Genomic DNA, 23,957 nt, shown 5'->3' with positions numbered 1-23,957 from the left:
GTCAACTCCTTTGATCCAAATGACAAAAGATGTCTTGAAGGAGATGAAGTACTTATTGAAAATGCAGATGAATATTTACATTATCTGATTCGTTTTCAAAATACAGGGACAGCCTCTGCTATAAATATTAGAGTCGCAGATCAGCTTGACGAAAAATTAGATTGGACAACACTTGTTGTAGAATCACTTAGTCATCCTGGGAGAACAGAAATAATGAACGGACATGATGTATCTTTCATCTTTGATGATATTAACTTACCTCACGAGACGGCAGACCCCGAAGGGAGCAATGGGTTTATAGCCTTTAAGATAAAACCAAAAAACACTGTTGTATTAGAAGACACTGTTGAGAATACTGCTTTTATTTTCTTTGACTTTAACCCTCCTATCATCACAAATACAACTTCTACCACATTTGTAGAGGCATTATCTGTAGAAGGTTTCGCGACACTTACGGTCAATTTATACCCAAATCCTGTTTCTGACATCGTAACCATCGAGAGTGCAACACGCATAGAAAGCGTAACACTATTTAATACGTTAGGACAAGTTGTAAAAACAATACCTATCAATGCGTATAATAGTCAAATCGACATGAGTACATTACACGCAGGACTTTATTTTATAAAAACAACATCTATCACAGGAACAGAGGCTATTAAGAGAGTAATTAAAGAATAACAAAGAACGAAAACAATCCTATTAATTTTCACAACAATTTCTTATTTTGATCGTAAAAAGTGTAATTTAGACAATATAGAAAAGTAAGTTTATCTTTTCTTTGTCGACATACAGATTATGAAAACAATGATAGAAAAATCAAGAGAACAAATTGTACAAGAAGCGTTACCAAAAGCGATTTCTTATGAAGATTTCAGACAATTAATGGATGACCATGCTGCTCAAGAAACAAGCACAGGTCCTAATCAAACAGAAGCGCTTACCAATTATACAATGCTTAACCAGCGTCGTATGAAACGCTTAGATAAAACTACCAAATTACAAGAAGCAGATATAGCAAAAATAAAAGACTTCAAAGGAGATGTTACGTGGCTTGTCATTACAGAAAGCTGGTGTGGTGATGCTGCTCAAACAATGCCGGTGATGCAAAAAATAGCGCAACTTTCAGAAGGAATTACTTTAAAAGTAGTACAACGTGATGAGAATCTAGAATTAATAGATACGTTCTTATATAATGGAGGTCGTTCTATACCAAAACTAGTTGCAATAGATAACACTACTGGAAACGTACTTACAGACTGGGGACCTCGTCCATCCGAAGCTACAAAAATGGTTGACGATTATAAAGCTGAGCATGGCAAATTAACACCAGAATTCAAACAAGATTTACAAGTTTGGTATAATAAAGATAAAGGTCAAAATACAGTAAAAGATCTTGTTAAATTTTTAGAAAACTAAAGTTAACAACTACTTGACCAAATAGACGTTTACAAAATAGTAAACTATAAATATTATTATAAAAGGAGTTTTTAAAACACGCAATGCAATTGAGGTGTTTTAAAAACTCCTTTTATTTATACTCTATAGAGAAGATACTACCCTTGAAAATAAAAGGTAATCGTTCCTTTTTGAGAAGCATTGGACGAGCTATCAAAATAAGCCTCAGAGGCATAAATAAGTGCTTGATCTATCAAGCATCCATTAGAAGATGTAGATGCCTTTTTATTGTATTCTTTCTTTGTAATAGTTCCTGTGTTACTTACCTCTATATCCAATACGATAGAACCTATCGCATCACAAGTATATACAGGATTAGGAATTCTAAGAGCATTTCGCCCCTTAAGATTATAAGAAACCGTACTCTCTCTATTTCCTTTTTTGCTGGCACGTTCTTTTTCTCTCTCTTCTATTTGAGCCTTGATACGTTCTTTACGTTCAGCCATGGCTAACTCCGTAGATTTTTTGTGCTCTTCTAATGTCTTCTCATTCTCGGCCTCAAGATCTTCTACACTTTCTAATTGTTGTTGCTCAATAGCTTTACGTATAAGATCTTCTTCTTTAAAAAGTTCTCTACTCTCATTACGCAACTCACTTGCATTATATACTTGATGACTTTTTACTTGCATTTGTTGTTGCGTCACTTCTTCTTTTACCTCTTCTTCTTCAAGTGGTTCTTGGATCACAGGAATTGCTATAAACTCTTCTTCTGGATTTGGATCTTCATAAGGTTTTACTCCTAAAAAGAAAAATACAAGCACCAATAAACATGCGCCCGAAAACGTAATAAGCATGGATTTATCTTGATGACTCAACTTCATAAGGTTTCTAAAATAGTCAAAATCTCGTTTACACCGTGTCTATTAACACTCTTTAGCTTTCTACAGATGTGTCAAAACTTTGCTCAAAAGATGTAAGATCCTGTGCATTATCTACGGAGTACTTCCCTATTTTGGTTCTTTTTAATACCGTAAGATGTGCGCCACTCTGCAATCCTTTTCCCATATCATACGCTAGAGATCGTATATAGGTCCCTTTACTACAACGTACTTTAAAGTCTATTTCTGGAAAGGCTATTCGGGTAATTTCAAAATCATAAATCGTGATTTCTCTTGTAGGAATTTCTACTTCTTCGCCAGCTCTTGCATATTCATATAAACGTTTTCCATCTTTCTTTAATGCAGAAAATACAGGAGGTCGTTGTTGGATATTTCCTTGGTACGCTTTCGCGAAAGCGTATACCGCCTCCTCTGTAATATGATCAATAGGAAAGGTTTGATCGACTTCGGTTTCTAAGTCATAAGAAGGCGTTGTTCCTCCTAACATAACAGTACCAGTATACTCTTTTTCTTGCCCCATAAACTCATGGATGCGCTTTGTAAACTTCCCAGTACAGATAATCATAAGACCAGTCGCCAGAGGATCTAATGTCCCAGCATGTCCTACTTTAATCTTCTTAATATTCAGATTTTTACGAATGAGCCAACGTACTTTATTCACCAACTGAAACGAGCTCCACTCCATCGGTTTATCAAACAGTAATAACTGTCCGTCTTTATAATCTTGATCTGTTAAGACTGTCTTCTCTTCCATAAAATATGATATTTAAGTCAAGATTATCGATTGTACAAACTAAATCCTATTGCAATTAATCCAACAATCAAACAATAGATTGCAAACCAAGAAAGCTTACTTTTCTTCACAAGTTTAATCATCCAAGTACATGCAAAAAGCCCTGCAATAAAAGCAGCAAGAAATCCTATAATAAGAACAGAAATATTACCCCCTTCTGTCGTTAAATCACCTCCTAGAATGTCTTTGGCTATCTTACCTAAGATCAATGGAATTACCATTAAAAACGAAAAACGAGCTGCTTTACTCTTATCATTCCCTAATAATACAGAGGTCGATATAGTCGCTCCACTACGAGAAATTCCAGGAATCATGGCAACTGCCTGAGAGACTCCTATTACAAAAGCATTGGAAAAAGATACTTTCTTCTGTGTGTCTTTTGCCTTATCTGCCATCCATAACAAAATAGCGGTTACAATAAGCATACAACCAACTAAGAGTATATTACTTCCAAACAATGCTTCCAATTCTTCTTCAAAAAATAATCCAACAATAACAGCAGGAAGCATAGAAAGAATAATCTTTGTAGAAAACTGTGTCTCTTCATTCCACTTGAATTTGAATAATCCAGTAATGATTTCCCAAATATCTTTTCTAAAAACAACAATAGTACTTAAGGCAGTCGCAAAGTGTACTACTACTGTAAACATCAAGCTTTCTTCAGGTACAGATGTATCTCCAAGAATAGCTTTTCCTAACTCGAGGTGTCCACTAGAAGAAACAGGTAAAAATTCGGTAAGACCTTGGATAATACCAAGTAAAAGGGCATCTAGATTATTCATGGATGCAAAGATAACTTAGTCTTATAAAGTGGCAAACTTACTTTTTCTCTTTATTTGGGTTTAAAAGAATGGCATATACTTCGACACCAAAGCCCAACAATACAATAGCAGGTGCAAGACGTATACGTCTCCAAGAGTAAATTTCTGGGTTAAACACATTAGGATCATCACTTCCTCCTCCAGACATTAAAATAAATCCAAAGGCAATAACACCTAACCCAATAAGCATCCATTGGTAGTTTTTCTTACCAAAAATAAATTCTGTTTGATGCTTCTGTAATGTCGTTGTTTTACGTTTTTGTTCTCCCATGCTTGTGTCCGCAGAGGCGGATATTTTTAATTAAACTCTGTAAATAAAATCTCATCTCCAATAGCTATTTGAGCAATATGATTGGATGAAGACCCCATAAGCGTACTTGCTAGATGCAAAGTAACATTTTTATTTAAAACTTTCTCCCGAAATTTTGTTAATGTATACCCTTGTTCTAATCCTCTATTGATGTAATAGAAATTCCCGTCTGCCTCTTGAAAGACAATATCTTTTACACCTCCTTCATACACCTTGGTCACTTTAATTTCTTTTACCTCGCAATCCTCCATCTTGGGGTTTTGGATAAGGCAAGAAGTACATGAAAAAGAAAGAAAAAACGAAAGAAGAATAACACGTTTCATACGGCAAGGCTTTAATACGTTAACGTATAACACATTAAATTATTTCACCATAAAACATGTATTGTTACTCGGCAATCACAGCATTTGTAATGCCATCAAGTGCTCCATTGACTTTTTGTACAACTTCAGCTTTATCGGTAATTCCATGACGTTCTGCTAAGAAAGAAGCATCTAGATATGACACAAATACAGCTCCATTTTCATCCTCATGCACCAGTACTTTTAAAGGGAGGTCAATACCGATACTCTGATTACTTTGCATGAATAACGTTCCTACTTTTGGGTTTCCAAAAATTAATACGCGTGTAGGGCGTAATTCAAGATCGACGCTAGCTGCACCTTTATCGTGAGGTACAATTGCCATCACGTGCAACCCTTTTGAAGTCACCACTTCTTGAAGTTTTGTAAAGGTTTCATCTGCCGTATGAGGGCTCTTCTTTGTAATTAATTGGTCGTTTATAGACGCTACCGAAGCACCTTCTACCGTTGTATTTTCTGTAAACCCAGCCAACGCTCCATTGATCTTTCCAATCACAGCTTGTGGCTCTGTGATTCCATAACGACTCGTAAGTGTCGTCCCGTTATAATAACTTATTTGGGTATCTCCTGCGGCATCTTCCCATATCAAAAGTTTCAAAGGAAGATCCAATCCTATTCTTTGATCTTGTTGCATCAGTAATGTTCCTCCTTTAGGGTTTCCAAAAATGATCGTACGTGTAGGACGTAACTCAAGACCTGCTTTTGTTGCCGCAATCGAATGATCAATATTGGCCATGATTTTAAATCCTTTTTCTTTTAATTGTGGGATAAGAGTATCGGCAAGTTGTGATACTGTTTTTTCTTTAGCTACAGTAATAAATTCAGAAGTACGCATGGGAGTTGTGGTGGTTTTAGATTGATTTTGAGTGCAGCTCATAAAGAACATACTCAAGAACAAAAAATAGATTCCATTTTTCATAATATCCATTTGGTCGAAGTTTCGTTTAAATTCATACTAAAATCTTATAAGAAAACAATGACTTTCTAAATACCTTGCCAAGCAACTATTTCTAGCGATTGCTATGATTTGTTTTTATTCTTTAAACACCTCTATCAATTGTGGAAATTCGATTCCCATTCTTTTATTATCCACTTTGCCATCATAGTCATTGTCTCCATATTCGAGTCCAACCATAATAAGTCCTTCAAGTCCTTTTCTTTTCGCTTTTGGTATTTCTCTCATTATTTCGGCAAACTCGTCTTCTCCAATTCTATAAATAATCTGAGTCAAAACATAACCCAAATCATATGCACTTGCTGCGCCTCCATTTGGAAAATCTTTTAGTTCGATTATTGATTTTTTATCTTTTTGCAGTGCATTAGAAATCAAGTGTTGCATTTTTTGATTTTCAGCAAAAGATTGATGAGCAAGCAACGTGTCTCCAATTATTACCCCCTCAATCTTATCCGTTTTACAACAAACTATAAAATTAAAAATCAAGAACAGTCCTATTAATTTTTTAATGCTTTTGATTTTCATAGTAATAACACCTTTCTTTAATAATACAACTCATCTGTGCGCAAATTCAAGAAACGCTGTGTTGCAATAAATGTACTTACCCAAGTAATGAGAACTCCTAATAAGAAGATGCCTAAGAAAAGTGCACCTATAAGAACTTTATCATCAAGTAATGAAAACTCTGGAAAGGTCTCATTGAGATAATATAATATAACCGCCATCCCTATAAGCGCTAGTAACGCACCTAGAATTCCTAATCGTACACTTCTCCAAACAAAAGGACGTCGTATAAAACGCTTTGTAGCCCCTACCATTTGCATCGTTTTTATTGTAAAACGCTTGGCGTACACTGATAACCGTATCGAACTATTAATCAATAAAACCGCAATCACTGTAAACACCGCACTGATGACAAGTACCCAAAACGTAATTTTCTTGATATTATCACTCAATAATGTAATAAGCGATTGATCATATGTCACCTCATCTACAAAATCCTTAGCGGCAATTTCATCAGAGATTTCTTTGGTTTTTGTAGGAGACACATAATCTGCTTTTAGATACACATCAATACTATTCTGTAATGGATTATATCCTAAGAAGTCCATAAAGTTCTCACCTATCTCTTCGCTATGCGCTTCGGCGGCAGCTTCTTTTGACACAAAAACAGAAGACTTTGTATAATCGGCAAGTGCCAGTGATTTTTCTAGTTGTTTAATCTCAACCTCTTTGGCAGTATCCTTAAAATAGACCGTAAGAACCACTTTCTCTTTAAACTGATCGGCTACTGTTTTAGATTTAATAACAACAATCCCTAAACTCCCTAGTAAAAAAAGTACCAATGTAATACTTATGATTACAGATACGTACGAGAATACAAGTCGGCGTTTTTGATAACGTTCAAATGAAGATGCCATAAATAACTAGAGTGGTTAATAACGTAAAAATACAATGATTTTTAAATCTATGCATACACAACGTTCAAAGTTTCCACATTGTTATACACCTATAAAAACCATCTGCACTTTTATATCTATCTTTCAATCAAATAAAAGTCATCTCAACTTCTTATTTTTGAATTTCAATCACTACCATTATAGACTTCCTTAAAGACATAAAAATATCAAGACCCGGACTATGGTTTCCTACCGTATGGATTTATCTAGTCCCGTTTAGTCTGAATACGGCTTTCTGGGAACAACCTGTTTTTTGGATCGGGTTTTTCTTTGTCACCTTTCCTTTAAATTTTCTTGTATACGGGCTTAATGACTATAACGACGTAGCCTCAGATAAAGTAAATGATCGTAAAGGAAATTTCCTGTTTGGTGCCAAAGCCTCTCAACAACACCTCAACACCGTTCCCAAAAAAATAGCCATTGTACTCTTGCCGTTCATTATCTATTTCACCTATCTATCGGGTATCTATATGTTGCTGTTATTGATTTTTATGGTCGTCATTAATATCATCTATAATTTTAAACCCTTTCGGATTAAAGAACGTCCTCCATTTGAAATCTGTATTCAGATAGGATACGTATTTACAGCACTATTTAGTGTATTGCTTAATGACTTAGAAATAATTCCGTGGCAGACCTTGCTCTATCTTACCTTATTTGCTTTTCAAGCACATATTGCAGGAGAAATTATGGACATAGAACCAGATATTATAGCCAAAAAGAAAACAACCGCTACCGTCATAGGCCGTAAAAACACCAAGTATATCATGCTTGGATTGTTACTTCTTGAAGTCTATATTCTTGCCATTTGGTTCCAGGATTATGTCCTCGCAGGTTTTCTCGCTGTATTTTCTATTTGGATGTTTCTGGATGTATTCTTCTTTTTTAAAGAAAAACCCTATTCAGTTGCACAAATGAAACTCTTTGGACTAGCTATGAACCTCTCGGCTGTGGCTTCTATGTTATGGGCGTTGTATGCTGGTAAATTATTACATCCTGTTTTTTAGTTATTTTAGACATAGTATCATCAGTTCGTCAACCTGAACTCGTTTCAGGTTCTCATATTTTCCTTAATTAGAATGAGATTCCGAAATGAATTCGGAATGACGTCATACGTAAAGTAGTATCATTTTTGACCTTTCGTCAGTCTAGACTTTCCTGCCTGCCGGTAGGTTCGCGAAAGCGTATAAAGAACAGTAGACAAGGCATCGTCAGTTCGTCAACCTGAACTCGTTTCAGGTTCTCATCATCATTCTTCTCAATCAAAGTGAGATTCCGAAATGAATTCGGAATGACGTCATACGTAAAGTAGTATCATTTTTGACCTTTCATCAGTCTAGACTTTCCTGCCTGCCGGCAGGTTCGCGAAAGCGTATAAAAAACAGTAGACAAGGCATCGTCAGTTCGTCAACCTGAACTCGTTTCAGGTTCTCATCATCATTCTTCTCAATCAAAGTGAGATTCCGAAATGAATTCGGAATGACGTTAGATTTACAATTATGAAATTTTCATATAAAAGAGAAGAGATTAAAGAACAGAGAAAAAAGGAAAGTTATAGATTAATGCTCTATTCTTAAGCCGATTTTATACATACCCATACGTCTTTTCTCTATATGCTCTTATCTATATTCTTTTTTCGCTTTCGCGAAAACGATTATCTTTAAATCATGAAAATTCTAATCTACGGTACCGGAGGCGTCGGTGGCTTTTTAGGCGGAAAACTAGCCAAAACATCACATCAAGTAACCCTCATTGCTCGTGGCGCACACCTTAAAGCCATTCAAGAACACGGCCTTCAAGTACAAAGTATCACAGGTAATTTTACCGCACATCCGCATCTTGCTACCGATGATCTTTCCAAAATAGATGTTCCCGATCTTGTTGTCTTTGGCACCAAATCTTGGCAATTACAAGAAGCATCAAAAGAGATATTGCAATATACAAATGATACTACTTTATTTCTATCATTACAAAACGGAGCTAACAATACAGAAAAATTAAACAACGTACTTCCAAAGAATCAAGTACTCTCTGGTTTATGTAGGATGATTAGTTTTATAAAAAGCCCAGGCGTGATTTCAAATCCAGATATTCCACCTACATTTCTTTTTGGAGAACAAGACAATACCAGAACACCTAGAGTCGAAGCTATTTTACAAGCATTCAAGGAAGCAGATCTCAATGCCAACATCCCAGAAAATATCCAAATCGCTATCTGGCAAAAATTTCTATTTATCACGACCGTAAGTGCCATCGGAGGTTTGACCAGAGCTCCTATTGGAGCAATGCGTGACAACCCATACATCAAAGATGTCATGCTCAAAACAGCACAAGAAGTCTATGCCGTTGCACACGCCAAAGGAATTCTACTTCCAGAAAGCACAATAGACAAAGCCTTTGCTGCCATCACGCGTCAAGCATCACAAACCACAGCATCTACACAACGAGATATCATGGAAGGCAAACCTAGCGAACTCGAAAATTTCAACGGTTTTATTGTAAAAGAAGGAAAGAAACTAGGTATTCCCACGCCTGTTAATGAGATGATATATGAGCTATTGACACCGCAAGAAAAAATAGCACGTTTATCTTTATCCAAATAATACATGTGTGATCTCTCCTACCGTCGAGATGACTCAAAACACATCAACTTACTACAAACAAAAGCTCCTCCTCTCTCTGAGGGGAGGTGGCTGTATGAGGCACGAATACAGGTGAAAGGGAGTTGCTTATCTAATACTTCTAAACCAATAACTTCGATACAATTCCTCGTTCCTCAGAATCACTCAGTCACCACTTTTACGGGGTTATGGGGCTTACTAAAAATAGAGTACTACTCTAATTTAGAGTGTTACTCTATTTTATAGCATCACATATATTAGGATACTATTACATATACATGATGAAATAGGTCAAATAATTGTAAATTTGCCGGCTTAAACAGCGTAAAGCTGTGACATATAAATAATACAATCGTCCTGATTCCTGACTCGTTTCAGTCTTGAATCACTTTCGCAAACCTGCCTGACGGTAGGCAAGAGCGGAAAAAATAACACATTATGAAATGAGCATAAACAAAATTAATTTTTTGCTTATCAACTAGAACAATTAAATTTTTTATGCGAAAGCGTAGCGGTTGATCTAAGCAGAAAATTTTTATTTACTTCATTTCCAATAAAATAAAATTTTCAAGTAGATGAAATACCATTTCAACGAAATAGAAGCCAAATGGCAAAAATATTGGGCAGACAGAGGCACTTTTCATGCTAGCAACAATAGCGATAAACCCAAATATTATGTACTCGACATGTTCCCTTATCCTTCTGGAGCGGGCTTACACGTTGGGCATCCATTAGGCTATATTGCCAGTGATGTCTATGCACGTTACAAGCGTTTGAAAGGTTTTAATGTATTGCATCCTCAAGGATATGATTCTTTTGGATTGCCTGCCGAGCAGTATGCGATTCAGACGGGACAACATCCTGCAACGACGACCAAAGTAAACATAGAAGGCGGTGTCGATAATCAAGGTAATGTGATTGCTGGGTATCGCAACCAACTGGATAAAATAGGATTCTCTTTTGACTGGAGTCGTGAAGTACGCACTTCTGATCCTGCTTATTACAAATGGACACAATGGATTTTTACCGAGCTATATAATGCTTGGTACAATATAGATACGGATAAAGCTGAAGGAATTGATACGTTGGTGTCCGCTTTCGCGAAAGCGGGTAATGAAGGAGTAAACGCGGTATGTGATGACAATATCGAGCCATTTACAGCCGATGCATGGAATGCTTTTTCTGATAAAGAACAACAAGAAATTCTTTTAAAATACAGACTTACCTACTTAGCCGAAACGGAAGTAAACTGGTGTCCTGCTTTAGGAACCGTACTTGCTAATGACGAGATTGTAAACGGCGTTTCAGAACGTGGTGGGCATACGGTAGTACGTAAAAAAATGACCCAATGGTCTATGCGTATTTCTGCCTATGCAGAACGTTTGATCCAAGGATTAGAAGGGATTGATTGGAGTGAGTCTATTAAAGAGACGCAACGTAACTGGATTGGGAAATCGGTGGGTGCGATGGTGTCTTTTCAATTAAAAGAACACGCAGAAAAAATAGATGTGTTTACGACACGTCCAGATACTATTTTTGGTGCCAGCTTTATGACGCTTGCTCCAGAACATGAATTGGTTGCAAAAATCACCACTCCTGAACAAAAAGAAGCGGTAGATGCTTATATAGAATCTACATCAAAACGTTCTGAACGTGAGCGTATGGCCGATGTAAAAACCATTTCTGGTGTCTTTACAGGAGCCTATGCAGAACATCCATTTACCAAAGACCCAGTTCCTGTGTGGATTGGTGATTACGTATTGGCTGGCTACGGAACAGGCGCTGTGATGGCGGTACCTTGTGGCGATCAGCGTGATTATGACTTTGCAAAAAAGTTTGGAATTCCGATTCCAAATGTTTTTGAAGGAGTTGATATTTCTGAAGAAGCCTTTGCAGATAAAGCGACAACGGTTATTGCAAATAGTGATTTCCTAAACGGATTAAAATATAAGAAAGCGGTAAAACTGGCGATTTACGAGCTAGAAAAAATAGGCGCAGGAACGGGTAAAACGAACTATCGTTTACGTGATGCAGTATTTAGTCGTCAGCGTTATTGGGGAGAGCCTTTCCCAGTATACTATGTAGACGGAATGCCACAGATGATTCCGCTAGAGCATTTGCCTGTGGAACTTCCTGAAATTGAAAAATACTTACCTACCGAAGATGGCGAGCCACCATTAGGTCGCGCCGATGTATGGGCGTGGGATACAAAAACAAACACTATTGTTTCCAATGACCTTATCTCTCCCTCTGGGGGAGATGTCCAAGGGACAGAGGGGGTCTATCCATTAGAGTTAAATACGATGCCTGGATGGGCAGGAAGTAGTTGGTACTTCATAAAGTATATGGACAATACCACAGAGGATGGTTCTGTTCCTAAAGAGGCATTGGACTATTGGGGGAATGTTGATTTATACATTGGAGGTTCCGAGCATGGAACAGGTCATTTATTGTACTCACGTTTCTGGGTAAAATTCTTATACGACCGTGGGTATATAGAGTTCGATGAACCGTTCCAAAAAATGATCAATCAAGGGATGATTTTGGGAACGAGTGCTATTGCATATAGAATAAGCGGAACAAATACATATGTTTCTGCAGGTCTTAAAGGTCAACACGAAACAGAAGGTATTCACATTGATGTGAATATGGTGAATGCCTCTGATGAAATTGATGTCGAGATTTTAAAGAATTGGCAGCCTCAATTTAAGGATGCAGAATTTGTCTTAGAAGGAGATAAATTTATAGTTGGACGTGAAGTAGAAAAAATGTCTAAGCGTTGGTACAATGTTGTTAATCCTGATGACATTTGTAATCAATATGGTGCAGATACACTTCGTATGTATGAAATGTTCTTAGGACCGTTGGAGCAAGCAAAGCCATGGAATACGGCAGGTATTACAGGGGTACATAACTTCTTGAAGAAACTTTGGAAATTATACCACTCTGGTGCAGAAGAAGTATTTAACGTAACAGATGCTGAGCCTACAAAAGACAACTTAAAGACACTTCATAAAACGATTAAGAAAGTAGAAGAAGATATTGAGAACTTTAGTTTCAATACATCGGTTTCTACTTTTATGATTGCAGGTAATGAGTTGGCTGCACAAAAGTGTACTTCTAGAGGCATCTTAGAACCGCTTTTGATTTTGATCGCCCCGTATGCGCCGCACATTGCTGAGGAGTTATGGAGTAAATTAGGACATACAGAAAGTATCTCTGAAGCACCCTTCCCAATTTTTGACGCAAGTCACTTGGTTGAGAGTGCTAAGAATTATCCGATCTCTTTTAATGGGAAAATGAAGTTTACATTAGAACTTCCACTTGACTATACCAAAGATCAGATAGAAGAAGTCGTGATGGCTCACGAAAAAACAAAAATGTATCTCGACGGACGCACGCCTAAAAAAGTGATTATCGTCCCTGGAAAGATTGTAAATATAGTGGGGTAATCCTCGTCATGCTGAACTTGTTTCAGCATCACACATAGAGCAACGTATATAGTATAGCTCAATTAAAAATAAATGAGACACCGAAATAAATTCGGCGTGACGCAGAGTCATGCTGAACTTGTTTCAGCATCACACACGGAAATAAAAATAATGAGACACCGAAATAAATTCGGCGTGACGTACGTCGACACATCGTCATGCTGAACTTGTTTCAGCATCGCACAAGTAGTTAACTTAGAATAGTCGCTAAAAAATGATATTATGCAACTTAGCTATGTTTACATAATGACAAACACATATAGAACAACATTTTACATAGGTGTTACCGCAGATTTGTCAAAAAGAGTCAGCGAACATCAAGAAGGTATAGGGTCAAAGTTTACGAGCACATATAATCTAAAGGACTTGATTTATTTTGAAGAATTTACCGATATTGATCAAGCTATTTCTCGAGAAAAACAATTGAAGAACTGGCATAAAGAGTGGAAGTTAAATCTCATACGAGCAACAAATCCAAAACTAGAAACACTGAAGCTTTAGAACTAATATACAGATGAGACACCGAAATAAATTCGGTGTGACGTATATCGCGTCATGCTGAACTTGTTTCAGCATCACACACGGAAATAAAAATAATGAGACACCGAATTTATTTCGGTGTGACGAACTAACAAACACATGGAAGGGATCGAAATTTTAGGATTTGCCGCTGCTGTACTCACAACGGCTTCATTTTTACCACAGGTATATCAAACATGGAAGACCAAAGATGTATCTGCATTGTCACTTCCTATGCTTACCATGTTTCTTACGGGGATTACTCTCTGGTTTGTCTACGGAATCTATAAAGACAGTCCTTCATTAGTCATTGCCAATGGAATTACGATTATTTCTGTGTTCTTATTAGTGTATTTTAAATTGAAATACGGGAGAAAATAATCCCTCTGTCTGCAAAGCAGACATCTCTCTTCTTGAAGGGAGAAGCTTTTGTTCTCGTTTTCCAACAACACATCATTAATCTATTTATAAAAAGCGTGTGCTTCTATTTGAAACTCACATAATAGTAAGCAAGGCTTCTCCCTTTTAAAAAAGGGAGATGTCAAAAAGGTTGTTTTTGACAGAGGGATTGGCGAAGCTGAAAGCTAGCCCGAAAACTACTATCTTTAAAAAATGACCATTCACTCTAGAAAACATTTAGAGAATTACAGAAAATCACTTCGCAATAATGCAACTCCTGCAGAACGCTTTTTATGGAAACATCTTAAAAACAAACAACTGGATGGTAAACGGTTTTTAAGACAACATAGCATTCTTAATTACATCGTCGATTTTTACTGTCCTTCTGAACAATTAATTATTGAATTAGATGGAGAAATTCACTTTAATGATACCGCACAAGAATATGATGCTAAACGAACAAAAAAATTGGAAGAATTAGGGTTTAAGGTCATCCGATTCGAAAATAAAATAGTATTTGATTTATTACCAAGTGTATTATTAGATATTAAATCATACTTTAAAAACACGTAGTCTCTATATTATAATCATATATCTTTACATTATAGGTATGAGTACAACCGGTAGAAGGGGTCATCAATTAGGTTTTTGCACTGTATGCAAACACAGGCAAGTAAGTACAGATCGTGTGGTTTCTTGTAAACTCACTAATGAGCTTGCCAACTTTGACTCTGAATGCCCTTCATTTACGCTTGATACTCCTACACTTCTAGAAAGAAGAATCAGACAGGAGAAACACATTATGGATCGATATGATCCTCCTGTAGATGCCATTGAGAAACTTTTCACTAGAACTAGATCTAGACTAATCAAAAAAGAAACACTTAACAGTCCATCATATAGAACAACTAGAAAACTAATCTTTAGGGAATCTGATCAATCAGATCTGATCGCTATTATTGGTTCTATTACGGGCATCATTGTAAGTTTTATATATTACATTTTTAATACTGATCAACCCATAGCTCTTTTAATAGCATTTATTGCTTTTTTATCAAGCTGTTTTTTTAGTTATAAATATTTGACTTATGATTATAAAGTACAATTCAAAATTACCGAAGATGGTCTACAAACATCTACGGAAACGATTTTCTGGAGCAACATCATGGATTACTATTTACTAGAAAAACACTATTCTAAAAATGAAACTTTTTATACTTTAATCATCTTAACTGCCGCTGGACATGTAAAAAAAGTACAGCTCAACCACTTAAATGTTGGCGCGCAAACGATTGTTAAAAAAATCAATTGGCATAGGAAAATGTACTACCATGACTCTTATTGACATTTTAAGAAACACTTCATCGTTCCAAAATGCCTATATATCTATCAAAAGCTTGCTTCTAGAGGTTTGATCTTAGTATTGACATACTTTTTGTAATTTTAAATATCAAAATCAAATTATTATGGGAGATATAGGATATTATATCATTGCTGGTGCTATTGCTTTAATAAGCAGTTATGTAAGTTCTAAACTTAGAAAGAAATTTGCACACTACTCAAAAGTCGAGTTACGTAATGGGATGTCTGGAGAAGAGATTGCAAAAAAAATGCTTGCTGATAATGGAATTACGGATGTAGATGTCATTTCTGTAAAAGGACAACTTACTGATCATTACAATCCAAGAAATAAAACGGTGAATCTTAGTGAGGTTGTTTTTCATGAGCGCAATGCGGCTGCAGCTGCGGTATCTGCTCATGAGTGTGGTCATGCCATACAACATGCGACAGCTTATAGCTGGCTCACTATGCGTTCTAAACTAGTACCTATGGTAAATATTTCTTCTAAGTTTGGTATGATGGTACTTATGGGAGGTCTTATGCTTATGGCTACGACTGCCATAGGTGGTACCGTTGCACTAGTAGGTCTTGGACTGTTTGCAGTAGGTACGGTGTTTAGTCTTGTTACGTTACCTGTAGAGTATGATGCGAGTAATCGTGCTCTTGCTTGGTTAAAGGAAGAAAACATGGTGACTCAAGAAGAATATGCAGGCGCAGAAGATGCTTTAAAATGGGCAGCTCGCACCTATCTTGTCGCTGCTTTAGGATCTGTTGCAACGTTATTATATTTTGCTGTAAAAGTATTAGGTAATAGAAGACGATAGCCAAAACTCCACTATTTATAGATATTTGGCAATAACTATACTCTACATTGCGTGAGGGATAGTAGTGGATACCCCACAGGACAAAAGAAAAGGGCACTTCGATACATTTTAATGCTACGCAAAAAATACTCAGTGTCCTTTTCTTTTGTACGAGGAGTAAGAACGGATAGCCCGACCCTGATTCCTGAACTTGTTTCAGGATAAAAGGGACACGCCCAAATATGACAGGTATTCCTCCTTATATTATGACAGGAAAACAATAAAGGACAAATTGACAAACCCTGTGGTATCAAGCTATTCAATGACACGATAGTCAAAGTTGATACGTGTGCTGTAAGCTTTGGCAAAATATTTGACTAAGTTTGCATATCAAATTGGATTAAAACTTTAAAATTATATAGTTATGGCATTAGAAATCACAGATGCAACATTTGAAGAAGCAGTATTAAATAGCGACAAACCTGTATTAGTAGACTTTTGGGCTGCTTGGTGTGGACCTTGTCGTATGGTAGGACCTGTTATCGAAGAAATCGCAGGAGATTATGAAGGAAAAGCGATCGTAGGAAAAGTAGACGTAGATGCAAATCAAGAATTTGCTGCAAAATACGGAGTACGTAACATCCCTACTGTATTAATGTTTAAAAACGGAGAGGTAGTAGGACGCCAAGTGGGTGTTGCTCCTAAAGATGTATATACAAAAGCAATCGACGAGCTTTTAAACTAAGACAGACAGCTTTTTATTAAGATTATACAAAAGGTTTGGTGTAGTGCCAAACCTTTTTTATTTTTAGCTATTGAAGTAGTTGAGGTACGCTTTTGCGAAAACACAATGATGCAAACTTCCTGCTTCTCAATGAGATTAAGTTAATATTTATGAGATTCTCGCTTTCGTGAGAATGAAAAGATACCCACCTTCGTGGGCACAAGTATGGAAAAAAAGACCAAAGTACAAGACGCAATAGATAATTCTCTTCTTGAACAACGTAAAGTATTCTTATGGGGAATGGTAGAAGATAGTAGTGCAAAGCACGTGATAGATCGTTTATTATATCTGGATTCTATAAGCAATGATGAGATCCAGTTATTTATAAATAGTCCTGGAGGGTATGTGACTTCTGGATTTGCGATGTATGATACCATTAAACAAATAAAGAGCCCTGTCTCTACAATTTGTACTGGACTCGCTGCTAGTATGGGTTCTCTTTTACTGTCTGTAGGAGAAAAAGGACGTCGTTTTATACAACCTCATGCGCGTGTGATGATACACCAACCTTCTGGTGGTGCTCAAGGACAAGCAAGTGATATTGAGATTACAGCACAAGAAATTATCAAAACAAAAGAGCTAAGTGCTCAAATCCTAGCCGATAATTGTGGTCAAACGTTTGAGAAAATCATGAAAGATTTTCAGCGTGATCACTGGATGGGTGCAGAAGAGTCTGTTGCCTATGGTATTGCAGACGGGATTTTTAAAGGGTAGTTTCGATACAATGTATATATTCTGAGCATACAGCTCAGAATGTATACATCACTCAACCACCTTTACGATGTTATTATCTTGTGACATGTATACGAATTCAAATCAGAATTCGTTTTTCTAATTTTCAATATTTTTATTGTGGACATCAAATCAGAATTACATAAAACTGCCGGTTTTGGCAACTTAGAACTTCTTGCAAAGCAAGTGGTTGAGGGTTTTATTTCTGGAATGCATAAGAGTCCGTTTCACGGGTTTTCTGCAGAGTTTGCAGAGCATAAGGTGTATAACAATGGGGAAAGTACAAAACATATAGATTGGAAACTCTACGCAAAGACAGACCGTCTATATACAAAGCGTTATGAGGAAGAAACCAATTTACGGTGTCACCTTATTGTAGATAATAGTAGCTCGATGCATTATCCTCCAGTATCTCAACATGGAGTAGAAAATCTTAATAAGATTAGTTTTTCTGCACTGGCTAGTGCCGCGATTATGCATCTTATGAAGAAACAGCGTGATGCTGTAGGATTAAGCATATATGGAGAGGATTATGAGTTTTATGCTTCTGAGAAAGGAAGTGATCGTCATCATCATATGTTGCTAGATCAATTAGGGGGTACGTTGGATCCCGCTTTCGCGAAAGCGGAAAAAAAGACAGCTACTTATGCACACTTACATCTCATCGCCGAAAAGTTAAAGAGACGTTCTTTAGTGTTTCTTTTTTCGGATATGTTTCAGAGTGATGTAGAACAGGAACAACTTTTTGAGGCATTACAACATTTAAAGTATAACAAACACGAGGTGGTTCTTTTTCATACATATAGTTCTGAGAAGGAATATAATTTTGAATTTTCTAATACGCCTAAGCGATTTGTAGACGTGGAGACGGGTGAGCATATCAATTTGTATGCAGATTCCATTAGAGACATCTATAAAGCGTCTGTAGAGACGTATTTTAAAAACTTGCAATTGCGATGTGCGCAATATAGAATTAAGTACATCCCAGCGGTCATTGAGAAGGGGTTTAGTCCCATTCTGACTACGTTTTTAGTAGAGCGACAAAAATTTGTGTAATTTTTTTATTTTTTTGTTTGCAGATGTAAAAAGAGGATGTATATTTGCACCCGCAACAGCGCAACGGTCTGGTAGTTCAGCTGGTTAGAATATCTGCCTGTCACGCAGGGGGTCGCGGGTTCGAGTCCCGTCCAGACCGCTACAAAAGCCCTCAGTCCGAGGGCTTTTTTTATAAGATGTTGTGTTGGCTACGTCACACGTAGCAGGCTTTGTAGTTGAAGCCGATGAGAAGCTTTTCCTGTCATAAGGAGAGGCTTTTTTTGTAAAAAGGAGTTACTTCGAAAAAAAGTTTCTTAAAAGTTTAAAATTCTTTTTGGCAGGTTGTAAAATTGTGTATATTTGCATCCGCTTAAAGGAAATAACACTCCTCCTTAGCTCAGTTGGTTAGAGCATCTGACTGTTAATCAGAGGGTCCTTGGTTCGAGCCCAAGAGGAGGAGCTACTCTAGACACCTTGTCATTTTGACAAGGTGTCTTTATTTTCAATCGTCTGAAACTCCTATGTTTACTAAGGATGAGCGAAATCAACTCATCAAGAAAAGCGGTTCGATAACTGTTTCCTAAAAAAGTGAGTTTTTCAGGAAACATCGAACCAGTAATTTTTTTTTTCATATCCGCAGGTGCATCTTTATAAAATCGATCAACGCCGTGCAAAAAGGAAATACCGAGTTTAAGATACTCTTCAATGTCTTTTTTCATCGTGGTAATACCTTTCTTCTCTGCTTCTAGATCAAGAATCTTTTTCTGATTCCGTAGTTTCATTGATTTATATGTATCAGCATTAATCTCGTTATCCAAGAATTTTTCTTCCATAGATTCCGTGCGCATATACAATACATCCAATTCTTTTTGAATCTGCTGTGCTCTCTTTGTTCGCTCATTCTCTTCTCCGTGAAAGACGGTTTGCAAGAGTTCTTTATATAGTTTTTGTGCATTTTCGGTAATAACCATTTCACCAAGCATATCCTCATACAGTGTATTAGCTTCTTCTGCTTTAAAGCGTTCTTTACACTTTGGTTGGCAGTGGTAGTAAAAGTGACGTTTTCCGTTTCTCCCTCGTGAAGCGCTACCCGTGAGGACGCGTCCACACTTTTTGCAGAGCAAATGCCCCCGTAAAGGCAAGTTTTCGTCGATTTCCGAGTACTTATGGATTTTCTTGGGTTGTTTGCCACTGAGAAGGATTTGAACCGTATCAAAGGTTTTTTCGTCAATAATAGCATCGTGTAAACCTTCAACGATCATCACGTCTTCTTTTTTCCACGCTTTGATTTTTATTTTCCCTGTATAGATAGGGTTCCTCAGCATGTTAAGTAATGTCTGTTTTGATACTTTTAAGCCTTTGTCATAATATCGCTTGCGTATATCTTCTGAGGAATACTCTCCTGTTGCATATTCACTAAAGGCTTTTTGTATCAAAGGAGCGAGTGCTTCATTAATCTTTAATGTAGACTTCCCTGTTTCGGTTCTGGTTAAGGTATACCCTGTTGGCGGTGTTGCAACATAACACCCTTCTTTCATTGCCCTACGCAGTCCTTCTTTGGTTCGGATACTATTCTTGTCATTTTCTACTTCAGGAACCACTAGATAGACGGCTAACATTATCTTGGAATCAGGTTGAGAAAAGTCTAGCGGTTGTTCTATGGCATTAATCTCTATCCCCTGCTCTCTAAATTCTCTAATGACACGATACGCTTCTTCTACATTACGACTGAATCTGTCCCACCTCGTGATATAGAAATAGTCGATGATCTTGCGATGTGTTTTTATGTAGTCTAGTATTTTGGTGAATTCAGGACGATTAAAGTTCTTGGCAGAATAATCTTCTTGATAGTGACAGAGAATGTTGATGCCACGATGTGCACAGTAGAGTTCGAGGACACTTTTTTGATGGGGTAAGCTATATCCCTTTGAAGCTTGTTCGTCGGTGGAGACGCGAGTATATATTATAGCGTTTTGCATCGTTGTTTATAGCATTCATATTCCAACAAAGCATAAAAGCGTAGACGTTCTCTAATACGTGAATATTGTATTTTTTTGTCGTATTGAGCAAATTTATCTTCATTTTTTGTTGTATTAGACATAAACAAATATATGTTCTATTAAACAAAAATTATATACTTTTAACGTATATTTATGCACAATACAACAAATTTTAATACCTTTAGCACATATTTATCACTCTTTTTATGTCAGATCTGCAAAAAATATTGATTAACAATCTCAACAATTATCTTTTAGAGCATAACATGTCAAAAGGCGAAATGGCCAAGAAGATTGATATCGAACAAAGTCGTTTCAGTAGAATTATTAATGGAAAAGTCGAACCTGGTATTTCAACCATAGAACAGATATCAAAAAAGTTAGAGATTTCTGCTGCTGAATTACTTACTGATATGCAAAACCCTACTACTTCACTATTAGAAAAGATATTACGTATAGAGTCCTTAAATAGTAGTGACCAAAAATTAGTGAATGATCTTTTAGATAGTCTTTCTGAGAAAACACAATTGCAAAATATGCAAGATCTGAAGATTAAAACAAGATTGGAAGAATTAGATAAGGCGAGAACCTAATCAAAATGCTATTCTTAATTTAAAATTTCATAAAGATTAAATAGCTTTATATTTCTCCATACGATCTTTAATATACCTAAGATCATTAAAATTCAAATTAAACCACTCACCATCTCTTCTTTTTTTCTTGAATTGGTTATGTATTCTTTTTAAGTCTAACTCAGGCGCTGGCGTTGTCCACGTCGTTACTAATTCACAACTAGGGTTTAGTTCCTGACATATTTTTACTTTAATACAAGAATAATACCCTTCGCATATTTCAATCAGGTTAGTAACAAGATTCAATACTAAATATATCTTCTTTCTTGTTCTCTAATTTATTATTATGTTTTTTTCATTCTCATCAAAAAACCATCGATATATACTGAGTTTATCTAATTCAGGGAAAAGAAAAACTCCCTTCCTCCTTAATGGTTCTTCTAATTTTTCTGCTTTAAAAAACTGAGTATCTAAAGTAACATATCCTATCTTATCAAAACTATCACGTAATTGAATTTGAAAGGTATTAAACGCATCAACAAAATTTATACTTTGATATTTATCACTTACCAACTTACAGAATTCTATGGTAAACGTCGTTCTGGTATCTACGTCTATTTTTAACGAAAGATTAAAACCCAATCCATTTAATTCTTTGTTATTATCTATATAGGAGATAACGTACTTTCCATTTTTAAAAACCTGGACTGCAAAACAATTTTTTTCTATCCCTGAAATCACTTTTTGGATAGAACTATCTTTATGTTTATTTAATTGTAAAATTGAACTAGCACTCAAATTATAACAATTCATAGAGAAGTATGAACGAATATCAATCATATAAAATATAGGTATTGGAGGGTAATGAAAAGTAAATCAACGCAGGTATCTGTAACTCACTTAATTTTGTTAACTATATAGTAATCAAAAATACTACTTAATTGATAACATGCAAGTTATATTTATTTTTATAATTAATTATATTCTCTAATGGTGGATCAATAGATTTTAGTTTTGTAGATAATATCATTGAAAGGAGTCTGTGATGCGATTAGTACTTCCGTGGTTGATTTATTCCGTTCTCGTGAAGTGAAGGATCAAACGATTATTAAGAAAGATAAGCTGGAGGTAACAGGAGGTTACCATGAAGAAGAGGTTGGATAAGTTGAGTAGGGTAAGAATCAAATAGATCTCTTCTTTAAGCAAAGAAATCTATTTGATAAAATTATTATACGCCCGCCCACTCTTCCAAAAGTTTCTTAGGATCAATAACAGGTAAAATATAATCTTTCATTACTGTACCTTGTAATCTTGTCATTAAAATACCTCTAGAGGTAGAAAATGAAATAGCTGCAATTGCAGTTAATAAAGTCAACTCTAAATCATTAATCTCACCATCTTCTTCCGTAGTCAGCAATTCTTCTATATTACCAACTCTGAAAACGTATACAAAATCAAATTCAGCATTTGATTCTTTTTGGTCAGATTCACTATTAGTTTGAATTACAAATCCCATATAGGCCTTAACCAATTTCTTTTCTATTACAAAAGAAGCATTGAAAGACATATCTGTTTTATAATTCTCAATTAAATCACTATCAAATTCAAATGGAGACTCAATATGACCTTGAACAATTTTATGTTCAATAATGTCTAATTCAGTTGGATCAAATTTATTCAACATTTATGCAATTCTTTTTGATAGTTTAGGTTTCATTTCTATAAAATTACATTCTTGATATTTGATACTTTCCTTTTTATCATTTTTGTAAACAAAAAAAGTGGTTACACCACTAAATGTATTAACATCATTATTCTTACCGACAAAACTTTGCTTTAGAGGAATATTTATTATTTCTTCCTCTAAAACAGCTTCTAATTTCGATAATGTTTTTAATGTTAGATTATGACCATCATTTAACCATTTACTAATCTCCGAAGGTCTCTTATTTAATTTTTCTGCTAAATCTTTTTGAGATAAATTCTTAGCTTTCAGTATTTCATAAATACGCATAGTTATAGCCTCATATTTTGATACGAAAACTTCTATGTCTTTAGGTGTCTCTTTTAAAACCTGCTTGAAAAAATCGTTTACCATAATTTCTTAAATTTTAATTTTTTTACTTCCATCAAATCCTACCATATATTTACCCTGAATGTCAATCATACCTTCATTGATCGCTCGTTGTATTTTTTCTGAATATAGATAAGCTTGTCGAAAATGTATTCTAATATTGGGGTCGTCTTGAGCACTTCCATTAGTGGATTTTAAGCCTCCATTGAATAAAACTACTATTGAATCTGATACTTTATAAGAATATAACCTTAAGGGTGAGTAAGAAAAACTGATTGTTTTTTCTCCTTTAAACGGTTTGTAATATTTCGGGGGTAGAGCTGTTGCTGCTCTTTCTTCTCTGTTAAAATATTTTTCATGTGCGCCATATCTATCTCCTATCTCGTTAGCTAATAACATTGATAATTTAAACACGTCTTCTTTATAGTCACTACTATGAACTCTTCTGAAAAAATCTTCAGTTTCTGACATATCAGCATCTTCATGCCTAATTGTATAAAAAGTAACTTTCTTACCCTCATCTGAAAACACTTCTACAAACATATTCACTTTTAAGTTAATAACCAAATATATTCACTTATAAGTGAA

General features: G+C 35.8%; 28 protein-coding genes and 2 tRNA genes. 16 read left to right on the top strand and 14 right to left on the bottom strand.

The window, feature by feature from the left end; all coding sequences use genetic code 11:
• Both ABJD27_RS18605 and ABJD27_RS18600 read left to right on the top strand, forming a co-directional pair.
• A partial coding sequence (locus ABJD27_RS18605; protein WP_348202083.1) for a T9SS type A sorting domain-containing protein occupies positions 1-681 on the top strand: 681 nt, incomplete at its 5' end.
• A gap of 117 nt (positions 682-798) precedes the next feature.
• Positions 799-1,419, top strand: coding sequence for a thioredoxin family protein (locus ABJD27_RS18600; protein WP_348167100.1), 621 nt, complete (start codon positions 799-801; stop codon positions 1,417-1,419).
• 137 nt (positions 1,420-1,556) lie between these two features.
• Here ABJD27_RS18600 and ABJD27_RS18595 read toward each other — a convergent pair whose 3' ends face one another.
• The 8 genes from ABJD27_RS18595 to ABJD27_RS18560 all read right to left on the bottom strand — a co-directional run bounded on the left by ABJD27_RS18595 (position 1,557) and on the right by ABJD27_RS18560 (position 6,959).
• Entirely contained in the window at positions 1,557-2,273 is a 717-nt protein-coding gene (locus ABJD27_RS18595; RefSeq protein WP_348167097.1) for a hypothetical protein, read from the bottom strand.
• Positions 2,274-2,331: 58 nt separating this feature from the next.
• Positions 2,332-3,051: a tRNA pseudouridine(55) synthase TruB gene (truB, locus tag ABJD27_RS18590; protein ID WP_348167094.1), complete on the bottom strand. Its 720-nt coding sequence runs from the start codon at positions 3,049-3,051 to the stop codon at positions 2,332-2,334.
• A 23-nt stretch (positions 3,052-3,074) separates the two neighbouring features.
• A complete protein-coding gene (locus ABJD27_RS18585; protein WP_348167092.1) occupies positions 3,075-3,872 on the bottom strand; it encodes an undecaprenyl-diphosphate phosphatase in 798 nt (265 codons plus the stop codon).
• Positions 3,873-3,909: 37 nt separating this feature from the next.
• Positions 3,910-4,182 (bottom strand): DUF3098 domain-containing protein, encoded by a 273-nt coding sequence (locus ABJD27_RS18580; RefSeq protein ID WP_348167089.1) that lies wholly within the window; start codon positions 4,180-4,182, stop codon positions 3,910-3,912.
• 26 nt (positions 4,183-4,208) lie between these two features.
• Positions 4,209-4,544: a hypothetical protein gene (locus ABJD27_RS18575; RefSeq protein WP_348167086.1), complete on the bottom strand. Its 336-nt coding sequence runs from the start codon at positions 4,542-4,544 to the stop codon at positions 4,209-4,211.
• Positions 4,545-4,608: 64 nt separating this feature from the next.
• A complete protein-coding gene (locus ABJD27_RS18570) occupies positions 4,609-5,460 on the bottom strand; it encodes a DUF302 domain-containing protein (protein ID WP_348167083.1) in 852 nt (283 codons plus the stop codon).
• A 156-nt stretch (positions 5,461-5,616) separates the two neighbouring features.
• Positions 5,617-6,063: a hypothetical protein gene (locus ABJD27_RS18565; RefSeq protein ID WP_348167080.1), complete on the bottom strand. Its 447-nt coding sequence runs from the start codon at positions 6,061-6,063 to the stop codon at positions 5,617-5,619.
• 17 nt (positions 6,064-6,080) lie between these two features.
• Positions 6,081-6,959, bottom strand: coding sequence for a permease-like cell division protein FtsX (locus ABJD27_RS18560; protein WP_348167077.1), 879 nt, complete (start codon positions 6,957-6,959; stop codon positions 6,081-6,083).
• A gap of 161 nt (positions 6,960-7,120) precedes the next feature.
• Between ABJD27_RS18560 and ABJD27_RS18555 the strand changes: the two genes are divergently transcribed.
• The 13 genes from ABJD27_RS18555 to ABJD27_RS18495 all read left to right on the top strand — a co-directional run bounded on the left by ABJD27_RS18555 (position 7,121) and on the right by ABJD27_RS18495 (position 19,183).
• Positions 7,121-8,005 (top strand): UbiA family prenyltransferase, encoded by an 885-nt coding sequence (locus tag ABJD27_RS18555; RefSeq protein WP_348167111.1) that lies wholly within the window; start codon positions 7,121-7,123, stop codon positions 8,003-8,005.
• A 660-nt stretch (positions 8,006-8,665) separates the two neighbouring features.
• On the top strand, positions 8,666-9,601 hold the full coding sequence (locus ABJD27_RS18550; protein WP_348167074.1) for a 2-dehydropantoate 2-reductase: 936 nt from the start codon (positions 8,666-8,668) through the stop codon (positions 9,599-9,601).
• A gap of 593 nt (positions 9,602-10,194) precedes the next feature.
• Positions 10,195-13,071 carry a leucine--tRNA ligase gene (gene leuS / locus ABJD27_RS18545; protein ID WP_348167071.1) on the top strand — a complete coding sequence of 959 codons (2,877 nt, stop codon included), beginning with the start codon at positions 10,195-10,197 and terminating at the stop codon, positions 13,069-13,071.
• 261 nt (positions 13,072-13,332) lie between these two features.
• Entirely contained in the window at positions 13,333-13,611 is a 279-nt protein-coding gene (locus tag ABJD27_RS18540; protein ID WP_348167068.1) for a GIY-YIG nuclease family protein, read from the top strand.
• Positions 13,612-13,749: 138 nt separating this feature from the next.
• Positions 13,750-14,010, top strand: coding sequence for a SemiSWEET transporter (locus tag ABJD27_RS18535; protein ID WP_348167065.1), 261 nt, complete (start codon positions 13,750-13,752; stop codon positions 14,008-14,010).
• Positions 14,011-14,241: 231 nt separating this feature from the next.
• Positions 14,242-14,601, top strand: a complete 360-nt coding sequence (locus ABJD27_RS18530; RefSeq protein WP_348167062.1) for an endonuclease domain-containing protein — start codon at positions 14,242-14,244, stop codon at positions 14,599-14,601.
• Positions 14,602-14,638: 37 nt separating this feature from the next.
• Entirely contained in the window at positions 14,639-15,373 is a 735-nt protein-coding gene (locus ABJD27_RS18525; RefSeq protein WP_348167059.1) for a hypothetical protein, read from the top strand.
• A 121-nt stretch (positions 15,374-15,494) separates the two neighbouring features.
• A complete protein-coding gene (locus tag ABJD27_RS18520; protein ID WP_348167056.1) occupies positions 15,495-16,193 on the top strand; it encodes a zinc metallopeptidase in 699 nt (232 codons plus the stop codon).
• 403 nt (positions 16,194-16,596) lie between these two features.
• Positions 16,597-16,917 carry a thioredoxin gene (gene trxA / locus ABJD27_RS18515; RefSeq protein ID WP_348167053.1) on the top strand — a complete coding sequence of 107 codons (321 nt, stop codon included), beginning with the start codon at positions 16,597-16,599 and terminating at the stop codon, positions 16,915-16,917.
• A 180-nt stretch (positions 16,918-17,097) separates the two neighbouring features.
• The gene (locus ABJD27_RS18510; protein WP_348167108.1) at positions 17,098-17,670 is read left to right on the top strand and encodes an ATP-dependent Clp protease proteolytic subunit; all 573 of its coding nucleotides are present in this window, start codon (positions 17,098-17,100) and stop codon (positions 17,668-17,670) included.
• Positions 17,671-17,808: 138 nt separating this feature from the next.
• Positions 17,809-18,744, top strand: a complete 936-nt coding sequence (locus tag ABJD27_RS18505) for a DUF58 domain-containing protein (protein WP_348167050.1) — start codon at positions 17,809-17,811, stop codon at positions 18,742-18,744.
• Positions 18,745-18,809: 65 nt separating this feature from the next.
• Positions 18,810-18,883, top strand: a tRNA-Asp gene (locus ABJD27_RS18500).
• A gap of 226 nt (positions 18,884-19,109) precedes the next feature.
• Positions 19,110-19,183, top strand: a tRNA-Asn gene (locus tag ABJD27_RS18495).
• On the opposite strand, the gene ABJD27_RS18490 is transcribed toward ABJD27_RS18495, so the two are convergent.
• Positions 19,149-20,702, bottom strand: coding sequence for a recombinase family protein (locus tag ABJD27_RS18490; protein ID WP_348167047.1), 1,554 nt, complete (start codon positions 20,700-20,702; stop codon positions 19,149-19,151). The genes ABJD27_RS18495 and ABJD27_RS18490 overlap by 35 nt on opposite strands.
• A gap of 227 nt (positions 20,703-20,929) precedes the next feature.
• Here ABJD27_RS18490 and ABJD27_RS18485 point away from each other — a divergent pair, with 227 nt between their 5' ends.
• A complete protein-coding gene (locus ABJD27_RS18485) occupies positions 20,930-21,316 on the top strand; it encodes a helix-turn-helix transcriptional regulator (RefSeq protein ID WP_348167044.1) in 387 nt (128 codons plus the stop codon).
• Between the two features lie 36 nt (positions 21,317-21,352).
• Here ABJD27_RS18485 and ABJD27_RS18480 read toward each other — a convergent pair whose 3' ends face one another.
• The 5 genes from ABJD27_RS18480 to ABJD27_RS18460 all read right to left on the bottom strand — a co-directional run bounded on the left by ABJD27_RS18480 (position 21,353) and on the right by ABJD27_RS18460 (position 23,912).
• Positions 21,353-21,601 carry a GIY-YIG nuclease family protein gene (locus ABJD27_RS18480; protein WP_348167041.1) on the bottom strand — a complete coding sequence of 83 codons (249 nt, stop codon included), beginning with the start codon at positions 21,599-21,601 and terminating at the stop codon, positions 21,353-21,355.
• Between the two features lie 27 nt (positions 21,602-21,628).
• Complete coding sequence (locus tag ABJD27_RS18475; protein ID WP_348167038.1) at positions 21,629-22,135, bottom strand: hypothetical protein; 507 nt, start codon at positions 22,133-22,135, stop codon at positions 21,629-21,631.
• Positions 22,136-22,523: 388 nt separating this feature from the next.
• On the bottom strand, positions 22,524-22,979 hold the full coding sequence (locus tag ABJD27_RS18470) for a hypothetical protein (protein WP_348167035.1): 456 nt from the start codon (positions 22,977-22,979) through the stop codon (positions 22,524-22,526).
• Positions 22,980-23,393: a helix-turn-helix transcriptional regulator gene (locus ABJD27_RS18465; RefSeq protein ID WP_348167032.1), complete on the bottom strand. Its 414-nt coding sequence runs from the start codon at positions 23,391-23,393 to the stop codon at positions 22,980-22,982.
• Between the two features lie 6 nt (positions 23,394-23,399).
• Positions 23,400-23,912, bottom strand: a complete 513-nt coding sequence (locus ABJD27_RS18460; protein ID WP_348167029.1) for a hypothetical protein — start codon at positions 23,910-23,912, stop codon at positions 23,400-23,402.
• Positions 23,913-23,957: the final 45 nt, after the last annotated feature.

The organism is Dokdonia sp., assembly GCF_039945015.1.
GTDB lineage: Bacteria > Bacteroidota > Bacteroidia > Flavobacteriales > Flavobacteriaceae > Dokdonia.
Note: the sequence above shows the minus strand (reverse complement) of the source record. Positions and strands in the feature narration are given on the sequence as shown.